The sequence below is a fragment of the Myxococcota bacterium genome (assembly GCA_040387835.1).
Lineage (GTDB): Bacteria > Myxococcota > UBA727 > UBA727 > JABDBI01 > JAZKCZ01.
Genome location: JAZKCZ010000002.1, coordinates 609479 through 629005, shown reverse-complemented (window position 1 = coordinate 629005; position 19527 = coordinate 609479). Strand labels below are relative to the sequence as shown.

Sequence of the window (19527 nt, the reverse complement as noted above, 5' to 3'; positions counted from 1 at the left end):
GCACAAAATGGGTGATGGCTTGGACAAAATTCTGATTATCGCTTACAGTTGGGCTTATGAATTCCATTCAAAAGCTGGCTGAAGAGGGCCAATCTATTTGGTTAGATTTTATTCAACGCGGACTGATGACCTCGGGAAAATTGAAGCAGATGATCGCGGGTGGCTTGCGCGGTGTGACTTCCAATCCTGCGATTTTTGAAAAAGCGGTGGCTTCCGGCAATGAATACGATGCCTTTTTGAGTGAGCAAAATGCGCAGCAGGTGCAGCGGCCGGTAGATTTATACGAAGCTTTGGCGATTCGAGACGTGCAAGACGCTGCCGATGTTTTTACATCGACTTATGAAGATACGGCTGGCCGAGATGGGTATGTGAGCTTGGAAGTCTCGCCGCATCTGGCGCAAGATGCCGAGGGTACTTTGGCTGAAGCTAGACGTTTATGGGCCCGGGTGAACAGGTCCAATGTCATGATCAAGGTACCCGCAACGCCTGAATGTGTGCCGGTGATCCGGCAGTTAATCGCAGATGGCATTAACGTCAATGTGACCTTGCTATTTTCAGAGAAAATGTACGCCGATGTAGCAGAGGCTTTTGTTAGCGGTTTAGAATACCGAGCCAAGCATAAACTGACGATTTCTAACATTGCCAGTGTGGCCAGCTTTTTCATTAGCCGCATTGACTCGGCGGTAGATAAAGTGGCTCCACAAGAGCTGCAAGGGAAAGCAGCGATTGCCAATGCTAAGCTGACTTACCAATATTATAAAAAGTTTTACGCCAGTGAGCGATTTAAAACCCTTGAAGTTTTGGGTGCAAAGCCGCAACGCTTGCTTTGGGCTAGCACGGGCACCAAGAATCCGGCTTATTCGGATGTTTTATATGTCGAAGAGTTGGTTGGCCCTGAAACAGTGAATACCATTCCGCCTGCAACCTATGAAGCGTTTTTGGACCACGGCAAAGCTAAATCAACCCTTGAGCTAGATTTGGGCGCTGCTCGGCAAGTGATGAGCGATTTAAAAGCGGCGGGTGTGGATTTTGATGCGGTGACCGATAAACTTTTGAGCGATGGGATTAAGCTATTTGTTGAGCCGTTTGACAAGATGCTGGCCGCTATCGCGGCGAAATATCCGCAAGCCGAACATCCACTCCCAAATCTCTGGGAGCAAAAAAAAAATAACGAATGGCTAGGGTGGCTAGATGTTATTTTAACTGGTGGAGAAAAATCCCTCCCGACCTCCCTTTTGCAAAGGGAGGATAGTCCTTCGCTGGTGCTTTTGGGGATGGGGGGCTCTAGTTTAGCGCCGGATGTGATGAATCGTATTTGCGGGCCCTTTGGCGGTTTTCATGTACTGGATTCTACGGATCCGGAGCAGATTGCTGATATTGAGAGGCAGATTGATGTCAAAAATACGATGTTTATCGTGTCGAGTAAATCTGGCAGCACGCTCGAGCCCAATATCTTTTTTGATTACTTTGTTGCAAAGGCTAAAAATCCGAAGCAGTTTATTGCGATTACTGACCCGGGCTCTGCGCTCGAGCGTGTGGCTCAAGAGAAAGGCTTTTTATCTATCTACCCGGGCGTAAAATCCATTGGCGGCAGATATTCAGCCTTGTCGAATTTCGGGCTGGTGCCCGCGGCTTTGATGGGGGTTGATACTGCTCAGCAACTTGAACACGCGCTTTCGATGCGGCAGGTCTGCATGAAAATGGATGCGCTGGATAACCCTGGCGCAAGGCTCGGTTTATTTCTGGGTAATTGGGCTTTGAAATCTCGCGATAAAGTCACTTTAATCACATCTAAAGAGCTCGAGCCGCTGGGGGATTGGGTTGAGCAGTTGTTGGCTGAGTCTACCGGTAAGCAAGGAAAAGGATTGATTCCGGTTGTCGGTGAATCGATTGGCGCACCCCATTTGTACGCTTCAGATAGAGCTTTTGTTTACGTGCAGCTGGGCAATGATGCGTCTATGGAGCATACTGTCGAGGCCTTTGAGCGAGCTGGGCATCCCGTGTTTCGGATCAACGTGGCTAGCAAACATCACTTAGGCGCTGAGTTTTATCGCTGGGAAGTTGCCACGGCCGTTGCGGGCGAAGTTTTGGGCATTAACGCGTTTGATCAGCCCGATGTTGAGGCTGCTAAAGTTGAAGCTAGACGACTCATGGAGCAACCGTCGGTGCCGGCGATCCCAAAGGGGAGTGAACGCGATGTTCGAGATTTGTTATCCAGCGTTAAGCCGGGCGATTATTTTGCGATTCAGGCTTTTGTGCCGATGAATGCAGCCACGCGTGCAACGCTGCAAAAGTATCGCATGAAAGTGCGTGATTTAAAAAAAGTAGCGACCACTTTGGGTTTTGGACCGAGGTTTTTGCATTCGACTGGGCAGCTGCATAAAGGCGGACCGGACTCCGGCGTGTTTTTGCAGGTGGTAAGCGACGCGACGACTGATCTGGCTGTGCCGGGCAAATCTTATGGATTTGATCAAGTAAAGCACGCACAGGCTTTGGGCGATTTTAACGTTTTGAAGGCGCGCGGGCGCCGAGTGATTTCAATATCTTGGGAGACTCTATGCAAATTGGTATGATTGGTTTGGGTAAAATGGGCGCAAACATGGCTGAGCGATTGAAAGCAGGCGGCCATGAATGCGTTGGCTTTGATTTGAGCCGTGCCAATGTTGAAAAGATTGAGGCCGCAGGTGTTGGTGGTGCCTATACTTTGGCTGAGCTTGCCTCAAAGCTTCAGTCGCCTCGGGTTGTTTGGGTGATGGTGCCTGCCGGGGAAGCAACGCATCAAACCATGGATTCATTGGCGGGCGTGTTGTCTGCTGGCGATATTGTCATCGATGGCGGTAATTCTTATTATCGCGATGACATGAAGCATGCAGAAGTTTTGGGCGCTAAGGGCATTCATTTTATGGATGTTGGTACCAGCGGCGGGGTTTGGGGCAAGGATCGAGGCTATTGTCTGATGATCGGCGGTCCCAAGGATGCGTTTAAGCGCGCTGAACCTATTTTCAAAACCTTGGCACCTGGAACGGGGAGCATTGAGAGAACGCGCGGCAGAGATGGTGATTTAAGTGCCAGTGAACAAGGTTATTTGCATTGTGGGCCAGTTGGTTCTGGGCATTTTGTCAAAATGATTCATAATGGAATTGAATATGGTGTCATGCAGGCATATGCTGAGGGATTTGATATTCTAAAAGGCGCAGGCGAGTTTGAATTAGATCTAAAAGAAATCGCCGAAGTTTGGCGTCGTGGTAGTGTGATTGGTTCATGGCTGCTTGATCTGACGGCAATTGCTTTGCAGGGAGATACAGAGCTTCAGGCATATTCTGGCAATGTGGCTGATTCTGGAGAGGGTCGCTGGACCATTCAGGCTGCGGTGGAATCGGGAGTATCCGCCGAAGTTTTGGCTACGGCGCTATTTAAGAGATTTAGGTCGAGACAGGAACACAGCTTTGCTGAAAAAATCCTGTCAGCGATGCGCTTTCAGTTTGGGGGACATGTCGAGAATGCAAGCAAATGATTGTGAAATGGTGATTATGGGCGCGGCGGGAGACCTGACCAAAAGGCTCTTGCTGCCGGCCCTGTGTAATCTAGGTGCCGCTGGGCTTTTAAGAGATACTTTCAAGCTGATTGGTGTTGCGCGCGCAGATTACACCACCGAAGGATTTAGAGCTTACTTAAAAGACAACTTGGACCAATTCGTGACCGACCCAGATTCCAAGGCATACGGCATGGCGCTGCTCGAGCGCACGCATTTTGTGCAAGGCGATTTAACGGATGGAAAAACCTATGAGACGCTCAAAGCGACTTTAAGTCCTGAACGCAATCATGTGTTTTATTTGGCGGTGCCGCCCAAATTCTTTTTGCCGGTGATCCAGCAATTGGGTGACGCGCAGTTGATCCAAGAGGAGAGCCCTGGCCCTTGGCGCAAAGTGGTGATTGAAAAGCCGTTTGGTAACGATTTGGAAAGCGCTAAAAAGCTGAACCATGACATTCGCGCCATTTTGAAAGAAAGTCAGATTTTCCGCATTGATCATTACTTGGGCAAAGAGACCGTGCAAAATTTGCTGGCCTTTCGCTTTGCGAATGGCATCTTCGAGCCGATTTGGAACCGAACTTACGTTGATCATGTCCAAATCACGGTGGCTGAAAAGTTGGGCGTAGAGACCCGCGGCAATTATTATGAAACGGCTGGCGCTTTAAAAGATATGATACCCAATCATATTTTTCAGCTGCTGAGTTATGTCGCCATGGAACCACCGATTTCACTGGATGCAGACGCCGTGCGCGATGAGAAGTCCAAGGTGCTAAGGGCGGTGCAAGAGCTCAAACCTGAAGATGTTTTGCGTTATACCGTTCGTGGACAGTATAAAGATTATCGCTCTTCCCCTGATGTGAATCCAGGATCAAATGTAGAGACTTTTGTCGCCATGAGATTAATGGTGGAAAATTGGCGCTGGGCAGGCGTGCCTTTTTATATTAGAACAGGAAAGAAGTTGCCGCTGAGAGCTACCGAAATTGCGATTCAGTTTAAAACACCACCTGCTATTATGTTTAAAGAAACTCAAGTTGCTAATTTATCCCCTAATTTGTTGGTCATTCATGTCCAACCGGAAGAGGGCATTTCCTTGAGATTCGGTGCTAAGGTTCCAGGCCCTATTGTCCGACTCGGCGATGTGAACATGAAGTTTCAGTATAAAGACTACTTTGGTTCTAGGCCGGGTACGGGTTATGAGACTTTGTTATATGATTGCATGATGGGCGATCGAACCTTGTTCCAAAGAGCTGACATGGTGGAATCCGGCTGGCGGGTGGTGCAACCAATTTTAGATGTTTGGAGTGCGCTGCAACCTAGGAATTTTCCTAATTATACTTCAGGCTCATGGGGGCCGGCGGAAGCCACTGATTTAATGGAGCGAGACGGTCGTAAATGGCGAAATATACCCTCATAGAGTTTCCTTCGGAACAAGAGTTTATCGATCACGCGGTTGCTGATTTCATGCGGCTAGCGACAGACGCTATTGCTGCGAGAGGTAAATTCTCTGTAGCACTATCTGGAGGCGGTACGCCTAAGGCAATTTATGAAGCTTTGGTCAAACTTGATATTGATTGGACTAAAGTGCATTTCTACTTTGGTGATGAAAGATATGTCTCTCACGTGGATCCCATGAGCAACTTTGCCATGGTTCAAAAGAGTTTGTTTTGTCATATTAATCTTCCGAATCCGAATATCCACTCGATTAATACAGACCAACCTGATCCACATGAGGCGGCTAAGGCTTATGAAAATCATATCGGTGATATGCGTTTTGATTTGGTCTATTTGGGTATCGGTGCAGATGGTCATACGGCATCGATTTTTCCGGGGATTTTGGTTCCTGAAAATCAGAAAGTGTCGGCTTTTTATGTGCATAAGCTGGGCGGCTATCGGATTTCGTTGCTTCCGAATTTTATTAATACGGCGCATCAGATCAGATTTTTGGTTTCGGGTGCTTCGAAAAAGCCTGTGCTTGAATACATCATGCAGGAGCCTGAATTACCGCTGAAATACCCATGCCAATTGATTCGGGCTTGTGAAATATTGGCCCATGCGATATAAACTTCCGCATGCTGGCATTTTTGATTATTCTTCAGGTCGTGGTCGCAGTTTTCATGATCTTGGTTGTTCTATTACAACCAGGTAACAAGGGTGGTTCTAGTGCAGCTTTTGGCGGCTCCGGTTCAGACACTACTTTCGGTGGTCGCGGCGCTAACACTTTCTTAAGCAAGTTGACCTTCGGTGCTGCCGCAGCGTTTATGATTACAAATCTGGCTTTGTCCTTGATGTCGTCACACGTTGCTTCCGTGCTCGACAAGGTTTCTAACTAACTTATGCTACAAAACTTGCCTAGGCTCAGCAAAGGTGACGTACAACTCTGTAATTTAATCAGCGCGGCCTCGGGAATGGCTGCTCAATTGCTTGGATTAATCGCTCCCGTCGAAAAATCCCTTGCTGAAACGTCAAGTTTGCCTGCGCATCTTGATTACAAACGACTTTCTTTTGAAAAAAGCCCTGAAATAACAGGCAGTTTGTTCGCAGCGACATGGGCTCCGGCCGCGGGTCTATTTTGGATTGAGTTGGACACCAAAGTGCTGCAGACGCTGGTTTACAAAACCATCACTCAGGCAGCTCCAGAAAGCCTCGATCCTAAACTTTCGGATTTGGAAAAAGGCGTAGCGCTCTATTTGCTCGCCAAATTGTTTGATTCGACCAAAGAGTCGTTTCAGCTGAGCGATCAAAATGAGGTGCCGCCCGCAGGGTCACTCTGCTTGTCTCTGACACTGGGTTTGGGCGATCAAAACTCTTTTGTTAGGATTTGGGTATCGGAAACGCTGCTTAAATCTTTGGCTGACATCAATCCGCCAGCCGCGAGCGTGATTGCGGAACGTGCTGCCAGCAGAACAGCCTGGGCCGAGCTGCCCCTGGTTATCGAGATTGCTTCAGTGGAGATGACCTCTGGCGATCTGCAAGGTTTAGAAGCTGGTGATATCATTATGCTGGATGCCGCATCTTTGAAACTGACTGACAAAGTTATTTCAGGGCAAGCGACTGCTAAAATAGGCTCGCCAGCGTCGGCCAGTTTGCAGGGGCAACTCGGTCTGTCTGAGTCAAATCAATACACCTTTTCTGTGTCCCAAATTGAAAACGCCAAGGAACTGTCATGACCGAAGATTTAAAGCAAAGTATTGCAATGCCACTTGTCGTTGAGTTGGCACGTCTGCCGCTCAATTTGCAGCAAATTGGTGCCCTTCAAACAGGGCAGGTGGTTGAGCTTAAAAAGACCTCGGGTGAGCCTGTGGAGCTGACCATTAGTGGCAAAAGCATCGGCCAAGGTGAGCTGGTGGAAGTCGAAGGAAAGCTTGGGGTTAAAGTCCTGTCCTTGATTGGGGCTTAAATCCAGTGGAACTTGTTTGGGCGCTTCTTCAAATTGCGACCATGCTCGCAGCAGTGGTCGCGTTAGCTTATTTCTTACTCAATAAAGTCATGGGCCGTTGGTTGGCAAAACATCAGCGCTCCGCCACCATGGTTTTAAAAGAACGTTTGGCGTTAGAGCCGCGACGAAGTATCTACATCGTGGAAATTCGAGGACGTGACTTTGTGTTGGCCGGGAGTGAAAACGGGGTTTCTCTCGTTTGTGAATTGAATGAAAAATCTTCTCTTTAAGCTGTTTTGTCTGCTGCTTTCCCAAAGTGTATTTGCGCAATCGGCAGATATGAGTGGCATTCAAGCTCTCGCCGGTGGTGGGGGCATTAGTTCGAAGCCTTTGATGCTCATGATCGGCATGGTGGCCATATCGTTGCTTCCTTTTGTTGGCATGATGGTCACGAGCTTCGTCAAGATCGCTGTGGTGCTTTCGATCACGCGTCAAGCCGTGGGCATGCAACAGGCGCCGCCAACGACGGTGATTACAGGTCTTGCGATTTTATTGACCGTTTATGTGATGCAGCCGGTTGGACTCCAGATTTACAAAAACTCACAAAAATTCATGCACCATCAAAATAGCGAGTTTTTTGACAAAGCCAACGTTGATTTGCTGTTTAAAGCGATGACTGCTGCTGAAGCGCCGATGAAAGAGTTTTTAAGAAACCAGGCCTCAGAAAAGAACGTTCAGCTGTTTTATCGCATCGCACAAAAAATTCGCAAAGCGGAAGACCGCGCTGCCTTGTCGATCGATGATTATATTATCTTGGTTCCTGCGTTTGTGATTTCGGAGCTTACCAAGGCGTTTCAAATCGGTTTCATGATTTTCTTGCCGTTCATGGTTATTGACATGGCGGTGTCGAATATTTTGATGGCTTTAGGCATGCAGATGCTTGCGCCCACCATGATCAGTTTGCCGTTTAAGCTGTTGCTCTTTGTGATGGTGGACGGTTGGTACCTCATCACCAAAGGTCTCGTGCTAGGATATCAGCTATGAACATTGGAGCCTATGTTGCACAGCTGACCAACGAGGCGATTTTGTTGACCATTCTGATTTCGGCACCTTCGATTGTGGCGAGTTTGGTGGTCGGACTGGCAGTCGCTCTGTTTTCTGCAACCACTCAGATTCAAGAGCAGACCTTGAGCTTTGCGCCTAAAATGGTGTTCGTGTACTTGGCTATTGCCATTTCGGGTGGTTGGGTTGGGGGTTTGATGCTCAAATTTGCCACCAGGTGCTTGGGTGAGTTTTACACCATCCCGCTAGGTTAATCATGCAGGCATTTTTAAACGCACTGATTGCTGCATTCACCAAGGATGTGTCTCAGGGTCATGCCTTGATCCTGTTTTCATTAATAGCCGCTCGAATGATATCGATGGTAACGCTGATCCCTTTTTTGGGGTCGAAAAACGCGCCTGGTCCGGTTCGAGTTGGTATTGCCATCATGCTTTCGGCTCTTGTTTGGCCGCTGGCGACCAGTAATCTTCACGGGACCGTCCCAGGCAGTTTGATGCCTTACTTGTTGATGATGATCAAAGAAGTTTTCGTAGGCTTCACGTTGGGTTTTGTCACCGCTCAAATATTTTACGCGGTGGAAATGGCTGGGCAAATAATCGATGTGGTGCGCGGGACGAACCAAGTGCAGCTAATGGTTCCTGAAACTTCTGAGAGAAGCTCGCCCTATGGGGACATGTATTATCAGTTGGCGCTGATTCTGTTTTTATCCACGGGGCTGCATGAAGTTTTTTTTGAAGGCGTTGTTCAGAGCTTTATCTCGGTACCGATTAACCAAATGCCGCCTTTCACGGGCGGCTCGGTGGCGTTTTATCAAGAGTTTATGTTCTTGCTCGCTGAGATTTTCAAAATCGCCCTGACACTGGCTTTGCCGATTGTGGCGGTTTGTTTGATTATTAATATTGCTTTCGGTTTAATCAACCGCATTGCGCCGCAGATTAATGCGTACTTTTTGTCGATGCCAGCGATTGCGGTTGGCGGCATGGCCATCTCGTTCGCAGCGCTTTCTATGACATTGTCTCAGTTCGAGTATTTTTCCAAAGGGCTAATGGAGCACTTTTTAAAAGTCGTTATGCTCTTAGGCTAATCTATTTGATGTATAGTTATTAAATGGACAGAACAAAATTCCGTTTACCTGCTTCTGATTCCGCATCAAGAGTTGAACTAGATCAATTGCCGTCAGGTCCAGGGTCGCGGGATCGGTTTTCACCTGCTAGTTCTCCGCTACGCCCAGAGACCGGAGTATCACAAACAACCAGCTCGCAAGGCGTGCCTATGGGTACGCCACGCGACCTACGAACACCGCCGGCGGCTGGAACGCCAGACGGGGCAAGCACACCAACGGGTGCAAGAACACCGCCACAAGAGAGACAGCCGCAAGTGTTGTCATTGAAAGAAAAATTAAGACGTGGCTTTCGAAATTTGGTCAAAATTACTAAAGGTGTTCGGGAGCTGGCGGATCAAGGTATTCCCGGTAAGATGTTGGATGAAAAATACTGGCGCGAAGTAGCAGATCCCAAACATCGTCTTGGAAAAGGTGAATTTGAAAAGCAGTGGAATCAGTGGCGAGACAGTGAAACCTCGGCATCTTTCCCCGAGTGGCATAAAGCAAACCATGGCGGCATGTCCCTTTTTCAGGAAGAACAATTTAGCGCTTTAGAAAAGCGTTTCCCCATAGCTGGGGCATCTCCGACCGCGCCGGTAGTTAGGGGTCGAGGGGCATATAAGGAGACATATGCGGACAGTCGCATTAAATATTTGACACCGTCGCAGCGGGCCGCTCATGAGGTGCATCTTTCCAAAGAGGACAATGAAGTATTTCTGACGCATCCAGACGGAAGGCTGCTTCAGACTGGGCTGGACTGGGGCAAGGAACATATCTTTGTACTGGGGCCCGACAAGAAGTTATATGTAGGTCTTGCTGAGGAAGGAAAGTTCCATCATTCCAGCTTTTTTGGTGGGGGCGCTATTATTTGGGGAGGGTCTATTGAGACAGATGAGCATGGTAGGCTCGTTGAGATTAGTAATGAAAGTGGCCATTATAAGCCAGGCCCACAAGAGGCGCTGCACGGTCTGCGCCTTCTGCAACGTCAGGGTATCAACTTGAATCGGGTGACTTACAAGGATTCGTCAGGGCATCGAATATCGGCGCAAGTCTATTTGGAGAGGCTAGAGGAACGTTCGAATTAAAAGGGTTTCGCTAGACCCATCCTCGCACCACATAATCAATCAGTTTGATGCCGACAAAAGGTGCGATTAGGCCACCCACGCCATACACAATCAAGTTATGTCGCAGCAATAAGTTGCTCGCGATTGGCCGGTAGGGCACGCCTCGCAAGGCCAATGGGATAAGTAGCATGATAATAATCGCATTATAAATCACCGAGCTCAAAATCGCGCTCTCGCTCGAACCAAGGTCCATAATATTGATATCGATGACAAACAGACTGCCAAACATGGCCGGCAAAATCGCGAAATATTTTGCCAAGTCATTGGCAACGCTAAAAGTGGTCAATGCCCCGCGGGTCATCAATAGCTGCTTACCAATGGTAACGACTTCCAGAATTTTAGTAGGATCGTTATCCAAATCCACCATATTGCCGGCTTCGCGAGCAGCTTGCGTGCCCGAGCCCATCACCAGGCCTACATCTGCCTGAGCAAGCGCAGGCGCATCGTTCGTGCCATCGCCGGTCATAGTGACCAACGATCCGCGTCTCTGCTCTTCCTTGATGCGCAAAAGCTTCATCTCTGGCGTTGCCTGTGCAATGAAATCGCCGATGCCTGCTTCAGCAGCGATCGCAGCAGCGGTCAAAGCATTATCGCCGGTCATCATAATGCTTTTAATGCCCATCTTATGAAGCTCTTGAAAGCGCTCTTTGATGCCGGTTTTAATAATATCTTTCAGATGTATGACACCTACCACTTCGTTGTCTTTCAGCACGGCTAACGGCGTTCCACCACTTTGGCAAATGGCTATAATGGCCGGTTCCAGGTCTGCGGGAAACTCGCCTTTTTGCATTTGAATTTCCATTTTGATGGCATCAATGGCACCTTTGCGAATTCGGCAGTTGGCTAGATCGATGCCACTGACGCGCGTGTTCGCTGAGAAGGCAATAAACTGAGCGGCAGAGGTATCGGTAGTGGTCCGATCAAAATCGAATTTCTCTTCGGCCAGCGCTAAAATTGAGCGCCCTTCGGCGGTTTCATCGGACAGGGAAGCCAAAGCCGCAGCATGGGCGACGTCCCGCGCTGTGTGTCCTAGGCTTGGTAGGAAATCTGATGCCATTCGATTTCCCAAGGTGATGGTGCCGGTTTTATCTAATAACAAGACATTGGTGTCGCCAGCTGCCTCGATGGCGCGTCCGCTTTTGGCGATGACATTCTTTTTGACCAGCCGGTCCATGCCCGCGATGCCGACTGCGCTGAGCAAACCCCCGATCGTCGTTGGGATTAAGCAGATCCATAAAGCAACCAACGCTGTGACCGAGATGCTGAGGCCGCTATAGCTTCCGAAGCACCATAAGCTAAGCGCTGAAAAAGACAGCATCACTGTCAGTCCAATCAGCAGCGTATTTAAAGCCAGTTCGTTGGGTGTCTTTTGACGCTTCGCGCCTTCGATCATATTGATCATGCGGTCTAGAAAAGATTGCCCGGCTTCTGAGCTAACTCTAATTACGAGCCTGTCGCTGATTACCCGGGTACCACCGGTAACACCGCTTCGATCGCCACCACTTTCTCTAATCACGGGTGCCGACTCCCCGGTAATGGCGGATTCATCCACACTGGCAATGCCTTCGATAACTTCGCCATCTGCAGGGATGGCATCGCCCGCTTCGCAAACGACCAAATCGCCCCGTTGCAGAGATGTGGCCGGAACGCTTTCTTCTTTGCTGCCATTGAACCTTCGGGCCATAAGCGAGACTTTGCCTTTTCGCAGTGATTTAGCTTGCGCCTTGCCTTCGCACTCCGCCAAACTTTCAGCAAAGTTGGCGAACAAAACGGTGAACCAAAGCCACAAAGCAATCTGAATTTCAAAACTTGAAGGGTGCCAATAAATAGATACGGTTGAAATCAGGGCACCGATCCAAGTCAGCAGCATGACCGGATTTCCAAGCAGATGAACTGGATTTAATTTGACCACGGCACCCAAGGAAGCATTTTTTAGCAATCGGACTTTCATTTTTGAGCTCCCATCAAAGTAACTTGTTCAAGCAGCGGTCCCAAAAACCAGCCAGGTAAAAATGTCAGCGCCCCGATCAAAAGGATAACGCTTGCCAGCAACACACCAAAAAGCAACGTGTCTGTCTCAAAGGTGCGAAGTTCGGGTTCCAGACATCTTTTGCGCGCCATGATGCCTGCGATCATCAAGACGGGAACAATGGTCCCAAACCGCCCGAGCAACATGGTGATGGAAAGTGCCAAATTGAAATACATCGTGTTAGCATCCAGACCACCCAGCGCGCTGCCGTTGTTATTGGTGGTCGATGTAAACGCATAAAGTATTTGCGAGAGACTGTGCCCTCCGGATAGCTTTAGGCACGTGATGCCAGCAGCCGTGAGTGTAACAATTCCTGGAAGCAAAATAGCCACCAAAATCAGCTGCATTTCAGGAGCTTCGATTTTCTTGCCTAAATACTCGGGCGTCCTGCCGATCATGAGGCCAGATAGAAAAACAGTCAGCAAAACAAAAAGTAGCATGCCGTAAAGCCCTGAACCAACGCCGCCGAAAATAATCTCGCCGAGCATGATTTGAAGCATCATCAAACCGTTGGTCAACGGTGACAGGCTTTCTAGCATCGCATTAACGGACCCATTAGAAGTTGCGGTACTCAAGGTGTTCATGAGTAGCGTGCCAATGGTTTTAAATCGAATTTCCTGACCTTCTAAACTGCCGAGTTTCGAATGGAAAAAGAGGCAGCAGATGTAAAACAATAAAAAGAGCCCCAGCATCACGCAAATAATAACCCTGGCCTGGCGTTTAGATGTCTGCAGCCCGTAAAAGTAAACCAGCGCAGCCGGCAGAATCAGAACCGCGCTCATCAAAACAAAATTACTGAGCTCGCTAGGATTCACAAAAGGGTGGGTCAAATTCTGCCCGAAAAAGCCCCCGCCGTTCCCGCCTAAAACTGCGATGGCCGTTTGAGATGCAGCAGGCCCCATCGGCAAAATCTGCTTAAAGCCTTCTACGCTGATCGCTTCGATGTACTCTGAAAAGTTTTGGATCGCGCCTTGGCTGACTAACGTAATGGCCAGAATGAACGCGCCTGGAAGCAAAACGCAAAAAATAATCCGAGTGATATCCACCCAGAAATTGCCCAATTCGGATGTTTCGCTTCGTTGTAAACCCCGAATAAAAGCGAGCAAAACCGCGAATCCAGTCGCGGCGCTTAAAAAGTTTTGAACCGTTAGTCCTAACGTTTGGGACAAGTAGCTGAGCGTGCTTTCGCCTGCATAAGCCTGCCAGTCAGTGTTGGTGACGAAACTGGTGCTGATATTAATAGCCAAATCGATGGGAATGCGCCCCCGAGCGTTGAACTGGAGGATGATCAGGAGGGTTAGCAGTCCAAGCCCCTGAAATATGAGCAGGGCGGACAAATATTGCTTCCAGTTCATGGGCGCGACCGAGACGCGGGTGGCTCGGTAAAATAGCCCTTCTATCGGGTGGATAGGGCGATTGAAAACATAGGAAAAGTAGGATCCCACAATCGGGCAAATGGTGACCAAGAGGGCAAAGAAAACGCCCAATAAGTAGAGCTCCGAAGCATGCATAAATCAAGAACAGGCCGTGCTCACGGAAAAATCCCAGGGGTCCATGCTAGCATTAATTATGCTCGCCAAATTGACCAATAATTTAGAAATAAATTTGCGATTTTTAGAAAAAAAAGACGATCAAAAAGTACAAAAATGGCTCCAAGATCCTTACGTGTTAAATTTAACTTTTGTGATCTCAGGCCCAGAGCGCCGTGCAATTTTGCCATTCGATCAAAAGATGATGGACCAATATATCCATGCCTTGTTGGTTGATAAAACACGTAAAACTTTCGCCATCGAAGTTGATAGAGAACATGTGGGCAATGTCGGCCTAAAAGAGATAAATCTGGAGACAAAAAGAGCTGAACTATTCATAGAAATTGGTGAAGAAAAGTACCGAGGCTTAGGCGTCGGAAAAGCCGCCATGGCGATTTTATTGGACCATGCGGCCTATGCATTAGGCCTGGTGGAAATCTGCCTGGAAGTATTGGAGTTCAACCATGTCGCGCTCAAGCTCTATCAGCAATTGGGCTTCGAAATCTCCCACCGCTCTGGCTGGCACTACGATGCTGAAGGCCGCTACTGGCAAGTCTGGTGGATGAAATTGCCCGCTGAAAGGTGGTCAAAAACCAGAGAAAACCTGCTGTTCCCCGACAATCTACAATTAAACCCGCTAATTTAGGCCTATTTACACGCTCTAGGCATTGATCCAGCATATTCGCATGACCACCGATTCGATTTCAGATATTGCGAAAACGCTTAAGACGCGCCTGGAAATTTATGAAGCTTCTGGCGGAACTTTAAAGGCCTCGCTATCGAAAAATTTAAAAGGCACTCCCGCCGAACAATTGGAAGCCCTGCGTACGGTCGAGCTCGGAGATTGTCGCCGTTGCAAGCTTTGGAGCTCCCGTAAAAACATCGTTTTTGGCGCTGGCAACCCCGAGGCAGATTTACTATTCGTAGGCGAGGCACCTGGCGCAGATGAAGATGAACAAGGTCTTCCTTTTGTGGGCCGTTCAGGACAGCTATTGACCAAAATGATCGAAGCGATGGGCCTTACCCGTTCCGATGTTTACATCTGCAATGTGATTAAATCCAGGCCGCCTGCGAATCGTAATCCGGAGCCTGATGAAATCGAAGCTTGCGAGCCTTTTTTGAAAATGCAGCTTTCAATCATTAAGCCCAAGGTAATCGTCGCTTTAGGACGTTATGCTTGCCAAAGTTTGCTTAAGTTTGAGGGCGCATTAAGCGATGTTCGGGGTAAGTGGACGAGCTATGAAGGCATCGACTTAATGCCCACTTTCCACCCGGCTTATTTGCTTCGCAATCAGACCAAGAAAAAAGAAGCTTGGGAAGATTTGCAAGCGGTTATGAAGAAGTTGAATCTTTAAGCCTGAAATAATTTTCTCGTTGGGAGCTTTGTGCTGCTTGAGGAGTTACAATGAAAAAATCAATTCTTGCTTTGGTGGTGGTCGGATTAATATCATCTGTCGCGTCTGCTCAGCCGACTTCGGGAGCGGATGGCACGCAGCGTTTGGTTCTAGCGCTTGCCGCTACGGGCATAGTTGCTACAGCGATTCAAAGATTATTGCCAGTCGGCCAGCTGAATAAACATGCAATATCTGCAAGCGTGGGCTTGGCAGGCATGGGGGCCGCGCTTCGCAATCCAACACTTGTTGTGGTTGGCATCAAGACTGCAGTCGCAACCAGCGCAACAGCAATTGCAAATCTGCCAGCTGTGGCCAATATTTTGCCTAACGTCCCTTTGGTTGGTGACGCCCTTGCGAAGGCTGGGAATGTCGGTGTCGCTTTGGTTACTTGCGCAATTTATGGATCATGTACTCACGCCTTTGCAGTTCAAATGGGCGAAATGGGTGCACGCGTCGCTGGGATTTAAGGTAGTTCAGCAATTGCTAATTCACGCGCAGGCTCAATGAGGTCTGCGTGTTTTACCAAATCGCAATGATGGAAAATCGGCAAACCCGACTGCCTGGTCCCCAAGAAATCACCCGGGCCTCTGATGGCCAGATCTTCGGCAGCGATTTCAAACCCGTTTTGGGTTTTTTCCATGATGGTTAGGCGTCGGTACGCTTCGCCACTTAAAAATAGTTTATCGCTGATAAGATAACAGGCGCTCTTTCGACTGCCACGGCCGACTCGACCGCGCAGCTGATGCAGTTGGGACAGACCGAAACGCTCGGGGTGGATGATCATCATGCAAGTAGCATTGGGAACGTCTACGCCCACTTCGATGACCGTAGTCGATACCAAAAAACGCGCATCGCCTCTCGAAAATCTTTGCATCGCAGCGTCTTTTTCGGCGGCATTCATGCGGCCGTGGATGAGTGCGACCTGGGTGCCTCCAAAATGGCCTTCGAGATGCCTGAAGCCGGCTTCTGCGTCTAATAGGTCGAGTTTCTCGGACTCTTCGACCAATGGATAGATAATATAAGCTTGTTCGTTATTGCGAACGCATTTCTCTGCCAACAGCAGGATGTTTTTGGTCGGTTCACCTTGCAAAATATGCGTAGAGATAGGCGTTCGCCCAGGTGGCAATTCATCGATGACCGACAGGGCAAAATCCCCGTAGGCAGTTAGTGCCAAGCTTCTGGGAATGGGTGTGGCGGTCATGGCCAAGACATGCGGCAGCCTGAGGCCTGATTTGCCTTTGTTGCGTAGTTGAGTCCGCTGATCTACGCCGAAGCGGTGCTGTTCATCGATGATGCATAGGCCGAGTTTATGAAATTCGACGTCATCTGAAATCAGCGCATGGGTGCCAATGATGATTTTTGCTTCGCCGGATTTTAGGCGCTCGATGGCTAAGCGGCGCTCTTTGCTTTTTAAGCTGCCTTGCAGGCGAGCAATTTTTTCGGGGCCGAATAATTTGATGAATAGCTGGTAATGCTGCTCAGCCAGAATTTCAGTGGGCGCCATAATGGCCGTTTGATAACCAGCTTTACTCATGTGACGCGCAGCTGAGGCGGCGACTGCGGTTTTTCCAGAGCCTACGTCGCCTTGAAGCAGGCGCAGCATGGGAATGGGTCTAGCCAGATCACCAACGATCTCATTAATCACACGAGCTTGAGCATTGGTCGGGGCAAAAGGCATGATTTCGGCGAAAAGTAATTTCGCATCTACGGCAGCTACCTGTGGTGCCGCGGCTTGCTGTTGTGCGTTACGATGCTTTTGCAGGCGCAGTTGCAGAGCGTACAGCTCTTCGAAAGCCATGCGTCTAAAAGCGGGATGATGCGCCGGGTCTAAAAGCGTGTGAAGCGCAGAAGCCTCTGGCTGGTGGATGGCTTGGTAACTTTCCAAAAGCGGCATGAGGTTTAGCTTTTTTAAAATATCGGGCGAAAAATTTTCTTGGGGAGGCTTTTCTTTGATCAGGTTGAAAGCTGATTCAATCAGGCGATTGAAATCAGAAGGCGCTAAGTTTTTGAGTTCTGGGTATATCGGCCAGACGCCTTGAAGCTCTTCAGATTTGTCGCCTAGAACCACTTTGGGGTGAGCCATTTGAAGCATGGCGTTAAAAGAGTTCACCTGGCCGATGGCGGTAAGTACCGTCATAGGCTCTATGTTTCTTAAGTAGGCGACAAATTTAGGCTGGAAGAACACCAGTTTGATATAGCCGGTGCCGTCTTTCAGCATGATTTCCAAGCGTTGTGCTTTGGGCGAGCCCATGAGTTTGAGTCTGAGCACTTGACCCACTACCATGGCCTGCATACCCGGCTTAAGCTCATCCATCGGCAATCTTTCTCTGAGCTGATAGCTGCGCGGCAGGATGCCCAAAAGATCGGCAAGGCGATGAACACCAAGCGCTTCTAATGCTTTGAGTTTGACAGGGCCAACGCCGGTTAAAGATTTAACTGGGGTATCATAGACCGAATGCTCAGAGGACACGCGCTCCTCTGGTCCATAATAGGTAGCTAATCGCGGCCATGCCAATGATAGTGATCACGCCCACAATGATAGGAATCCACTCATTTAAATGGTGTTTGGATGTGGCTGGAGCGTCAGGAGTCGGCAGCGTAGCAGCTTCGTCTTGGACTTTTTCGATTTTATACTCGGCAGTGATTTCGTCCATAACAAACACTATATCAAAATTTTGACGATTTCACATTCACGTTTGCCTTTAGGGGTGATGAGTTCCATCTGATCCCCTACGGCTTTACCAATCATAGCGCGGGCCAACGGGCTGCCGATGCTGATTTTTGATCTTTTGAGGTCCGCTTCATCTTCACCAACCAAAGTCCAGGTCTGTTCTTCGCCAGAAGTTGTATCTGCGATAATCACAGTCACGCCAAAGACGACTTTGGAGTTATTGATCTGATGTGGATGAATGACTTCTGCGTTGGCTATTTTGCTTTCGATGTCTCGAATTCTGCCTTCGACCATCGAATGTTTTTCTCGGGCTGCGTCATATTCAGCGTTTTCGGACAAATCGCCATGAGATCTCGCTTCGGCCACATCTTGAATGACCTTAGGTCGAATTTCTGTTCTGAGGCGTCTGAGTTCTTCGGAAAGAGAGTCATAGCCGGTCTGTGTCATCGGGTATTTCATAGGATTTGAGCTCTGATATAAGTTCCTACTTCTCTGGTGCCTTTTTGTCCACAGAGTTCGATTGCTGAAATGACTGCTTTTTTAATATTTTTAGCGAGATCATGGTGGCCTAAAAACTCCATCATAAGCCCGGCGCTTAAGAATGCTGCCATGGGATTGGCTAGATTTTTGCCTGCAATGTCAGGCGCTGATCCGTGGACAGGTTCAAAGAGGCTAATTTTGCCAGGGTGGATGTTCGCGCTGGCTGCATAACCAAGCCCGCCGGTAATGCCCGCACCCAGGTCGGTTAAAATATCGCCAAACAGATTGGAGGTTACGATAACTTCAAACTGCTCAGGTGCTCGGACAAATTCCATGGCCATGGTGTCAATATAAAGTTCTTTAGGCGCGATGTTTGGATATTCGCGCGCCAGAGCCTGGAAGGTCTTTTGCCAAAGCGCGCCACCAAATTTGATAGCATTCGATTTGTGACCAAGCGTTACGGAGCTTTTGCCATGCTTTATCGCATATTCGAATGCTTGCCTGATAATGCGCTCAACGCCTGTGAAAGTATGCAGGCTTTCATCGCAAGTTTGCTCTTGGTCAGTTCCTGTGTGTAGGCTGCGCCCCGCACCAGAGTAGCAATCTTGCGTGTTTTCTCTGAAGACCATGAAATCAATAGGCGCACTGCTTTTCAACACGGCTAAGCTGGGATGCAAAAGCTGAACTGGTCTCAGGTTGATATAGAGATCCAGCCCTAAACGCAGGCCCAGCAGAATTTCGCGCCCATGCGCCATGTCGGGGATGCGTTTATCTCCGAGTGCGCCGAAATAGATGGCGTCGAAATTCTCGGACAGCATTTTAAGCGCGTCTTTGGGCAAGCCAATGCCATCGCGAAGCCATTTGTCTGCGCCCCAGTCGAAAAACGTCAGCTCAAAACCAAGGGCTTCAAGCAACTCGGCACCTTCGGCAATGACCTCTGGGCCAATGCCATCTCCGGGAATGACAGCAATTTTACCTAACATCATTGATTCGTCGCATGCGAGCTTGATGCTGAGCATCCATCAGGCGTGACAGCTGCTCGAGCTCTTCGGGCGTCGTTTTCTTTTGAAAGCCAATGAGCGAATAGGCACGCTCAAAACTCCCCTCGAAGGTATCTATTGGGGAGAGGCTGCGGCTAACGAGCGACACAAATAGGTCTACGCCCGGTGTCATGGGAATGATTGGACTTTTGGGTGGAAGCGTTGAAATAGGTGGCATATATATCATT

Annotated in this window: 22 protein-coding genes; 15 read left to right on the top strand and 7 right to left on the bottom strand. The window is 48.8% G+C overall.

What is annotated here, in order from left to right; genetic code table 11:
* The first annotated feature begins 56 nt into the window (after nucleotides 1-56).
* The 12 genes from tal (at nucleotide 57) to V4534_05715 (ending at nucleotide 10157) form a co-directional block, all read left to right on the top strand.
* Nucleotides 57-2573 carry a transaldolase gene (gene tal / locus V4534_05770; GenBank protein MES2504370.1) on the top strand — a complete coding sequence of 839 codons (2517 nt, stop codon included), beginning with the start codon at nucleotides 57-59 and terminating at the stop codon, nucleotides 2571-2573.
* Nucleotides 2558-3514, top strand: coding sequence for a decarboxylating 6-phosphogluconate dehydrogenase (gnd, locus tag V4534_05765; protein ID MES2504369.1), 957 nt, complete (start codon nucleotides 2558-2560; stop codon nucleotides 3512-3514). The genes tal and gnd overlap by 16 nt, the downstream gene beginning before the upstream one ends.
* Nucleotides 3501-4946 (top strand): glucose-6-phosphate dehydrogenase, encoded by a 1446-nt coding sequence (zwf, locus tag V4534_05760; protein MES2504368.1) that lies wholly within the window; start codon nucleotides 3501-3503, stop codon nucleotides 4944-4946. Before gnd ends, zwf begins: the two co-directional genes overlap by 14 nt.
* Nucleotides 4925-5593: a 6-phosphogluconolactonase gene (gene pgl, locus V4534_05755; GenBank protein MES2504367.1), complete on the top strand. Its 669-nt coding sequence runs from the start codon at nucleotides 4925-4927 to the stop codon at nucleotides 5591-5593. Before zwf ends, pgl begins: the two co-directional genes overlap by 22 nt.
* A gap of 8 nt (nucleotides 5594-5601) precedes the next feature.
* Nucleotides 5602-5862, top strand: a complete 261-nt coding sequence (secG, locus tag V4534_05750) for a preprotein translocase subunit SecG (GenBank protein ID MES2504366.1) — start codon at nucleotides 5602-5604, stop codon at nucleotides 5860-5862.
* 3 nt (nucleotides 5863-5865) lie between these two features.
* Nucleotides 5866-6699, top strand: coding sequence for a hypothetical protein (locus V4534_05745; GenBank protein MES2504365.1), 834 nt, complete (start codon nucleotides 5866-5868; stop codon nucleotides 6697-6699).
* Nucleotides 6696-6929 carry a FliM/FliN family flagellar motor switch protein gene (locus tag V4534_05740; protein ID MES2504364.1) on the top strand — a complete coding sequence of 78 codons (234 nt, stop codon included), beginning with the start codon at nucleotides 6696-6698 and terminating at the stop codon, nucleotides 6927-6929. The genes V4534_05745 and V4534_05740 overlap by 4 nt, the downstream gene beginning before the upstream one ends.
* Nucleotides 6930-6934: 5 nt before the next feature.
* On the top strand, nucleotides 6935-7198 hold the full coding sequence (locus V4534_05735; protein MES2504363.1) for a flagellar biosynthetic protein FliO: 264 nt from the start codon (nucleotides 6935-6937) through the stop codon (nucleotides 7196-7198).
* Complete coding sequence (gene sctR / locus V4534_05730) at nucleotides 7179-7952, top strand: type III secretion system export apparatus subunit SctR (GenBank protein ID MES2504362.1); 774 nt, start codon at nucleotides 7179-7181, stop codon at nucleotides 7950-7952. Before V4534_05735 ends, sctR begins: the two co-directional genes overlap by 20 nt.
* Nucleotides 7949-8224, top strand: coding sequence for a flagellar biosynthetic protein FliQ (locus tag V4534_05725; GenBank protein MES2504361.1), 276 nt, complete (start codon nucleotides 7949-7951; stop codon nucleotides 8222-8224). The genes sctR and V4534_05725 overlap by 4 nt, the downstream gene beginning before the upstream one ends.
* Before the next feature lie 2 nt (nucleotides 8225-8226).
* Nucleotides 8227-9054, top strand: a complete 828-nt coding sequence (locus V4534_05720) for a flagellar biosynthetic protein FliR (protein ID MES2504360.1) — start codon at nucleotides 8227-8229, stop codon at nucleotides 9052-9054.
* 188 nt (nucleotides 9055-9242) lie between these two features.
* A complete protein-coding gene (locus V4534_05715; protein ID MES2504359.1) occupies nucleotides 9243-10157 on the top strand; it encodes a hypothetical protein in 915 nt (304 codons plus the stop codon).
* A 10-nt stretch (nucleotides 10158-10167) separates the two neighbouring features.
* Here V4534_05715 and kdpB read toward each other — a convergent pair whose 3' ends face one another.
* Together kdpB and kdpA are read right to left on the bottom strand one after the other, a co-directional pair.
* Nucleotides 10168-12147: a potassium-transporting ATPase subunit KdpB gene (gene kdpB, locus V4534_05710; protein MES2504358.1), complete on the bottom strand. Its 1980-nt coding sequence runs from the start codon at nucleotides 12145-12147 to the stop codon at nucleotides 10168-10170.
* A complete protein-coding gene (kdpA, locus tag V4534_05705; GenBank protein ID MES2504357.1) occupies nucleotides 12144-13736 on the bottom strand; it encodes a potassium-transporting ATPase subunit KdpA in 1593 nt (530 codons plus the stop codon). Before kdpA ends, kdpB begins: the two co-directional genes overlap by 4 nt.
* Before the next feature lie 43 nt (nucleotides 13737-13779).
* On the opposite strand from kdpA, the gene V4534_05700 reads away from it, so the two are divergent.
* Genes V4534_05700 through V4534_05690 form a run of 3 tightly spaced genes read left to right on the top strand, consistent with a single transcriptional unit; the run spans nucleotide 13780 to nucleotide 15615 of the window.
* Nucleotides 13780-14400 (top strand): GNAT family N-acetyltransferase, encoded by a 621-nt coding sequence (locus V4534_05700; protein MES2504356.1) that lies wholly within the window; start codon nucleotides 13780-13782, stop codon nucleotides 14398-14400.
* Nucleotides 14401-14440: 40 nt separating this feature from the next.
* Nucleotides 14441-15109: a uracil-DNA glycosylase gene (locus V4534_05695; protein MES2504355.1), complete on the top strand. Its 669-nt coding sequence runs from the start codon at nucleotides 14441-14443 to the stop codon at nucleotides 15107-15109.
* A 50-nt stretch (nucleotides 15110-15159) separates the two neighbouring features.
* Nucleotides 15160-15615 carry a hypothetical protein gene (locus V4534_05690; protein MES2504354.1) on the top strand — a complete coding sequence of 152 codons (456 nt, stop codon included), beginning with the start codon at nucleotides 15160-15162 and terminating at the stop codon, nucleotides 15613-15615.
* Here the strand turns inward: V4534_05690 and recG are convergent.
* The 5 genes from recG to V4534_05665 are packed head-to-tail and all read right to left on the bottom strand — an operon-like array spanning nucleotide 15612 to nucleotide 19517.
* A complete protein-coding gene (gene recG / locus V4534_05685; protein ID MES2504353.1) occupies nucleotides 15612-17618 on the bottom strand; it encodes an ATP-dependent DNA helicase RecG in 2007 nt (668 codons plus the stop codon). The two genes, V4534_05690 and recG, sit on opposite strands and share 4 nt — an antisense overlap.
* Nucleotides 17608-17802 (bottom strand): hypothetical protein, encoded by a 195-nt coding sequence (locus V4534_05680; GenBank protein MES2504352.1) that lies wholly within the window; start codon nucleotides 17800-17802, stop codon nucleotides 17608-17610. Before V4534_05680 ends, recG begins: the two co-directional genes overlap by 11 nt.
* Nucleotides 17803-17810: 8 nt before the next feature.
* Nucleotides 17811-18278, bottom strand: a complete 468-nt coding sequence (gene greA / locus V4534_05675; protein ID MES2504351.1) for a transcription elongation factor GreA — start codon at nucleotides 18276-18278, stop codon at nucleotides 17811-17813.
* Entirely contained in the window at nucleotides 18275-19285 is a 1011-nt protein-coding gene (locus tag V4534_05670; protein MES2504350.1) for an isocitrate/isopropylmalate family dehydrogenase, read from the bottom strand. The genes greA and V4534_05670 overlap by 4 nt, the downstream gene beginning before the upstream one ends.
* Nucleotides 19272-19517: a hypothetical protein gene (locus tag V4534_05665; protein MES2504349.1), complete on the bottom strand. Its 246-nt coding sequence runs from the start codon at nucleotides 19515-19517 to the stop codon at nucleotides 19272-19274. Before V4534_05665 ends, V4534_05670 begins: the two co-directional genes overlap by 14 nt.
* Nucleotides 19518-19527 lie beyond the last annotated feature (10 nt).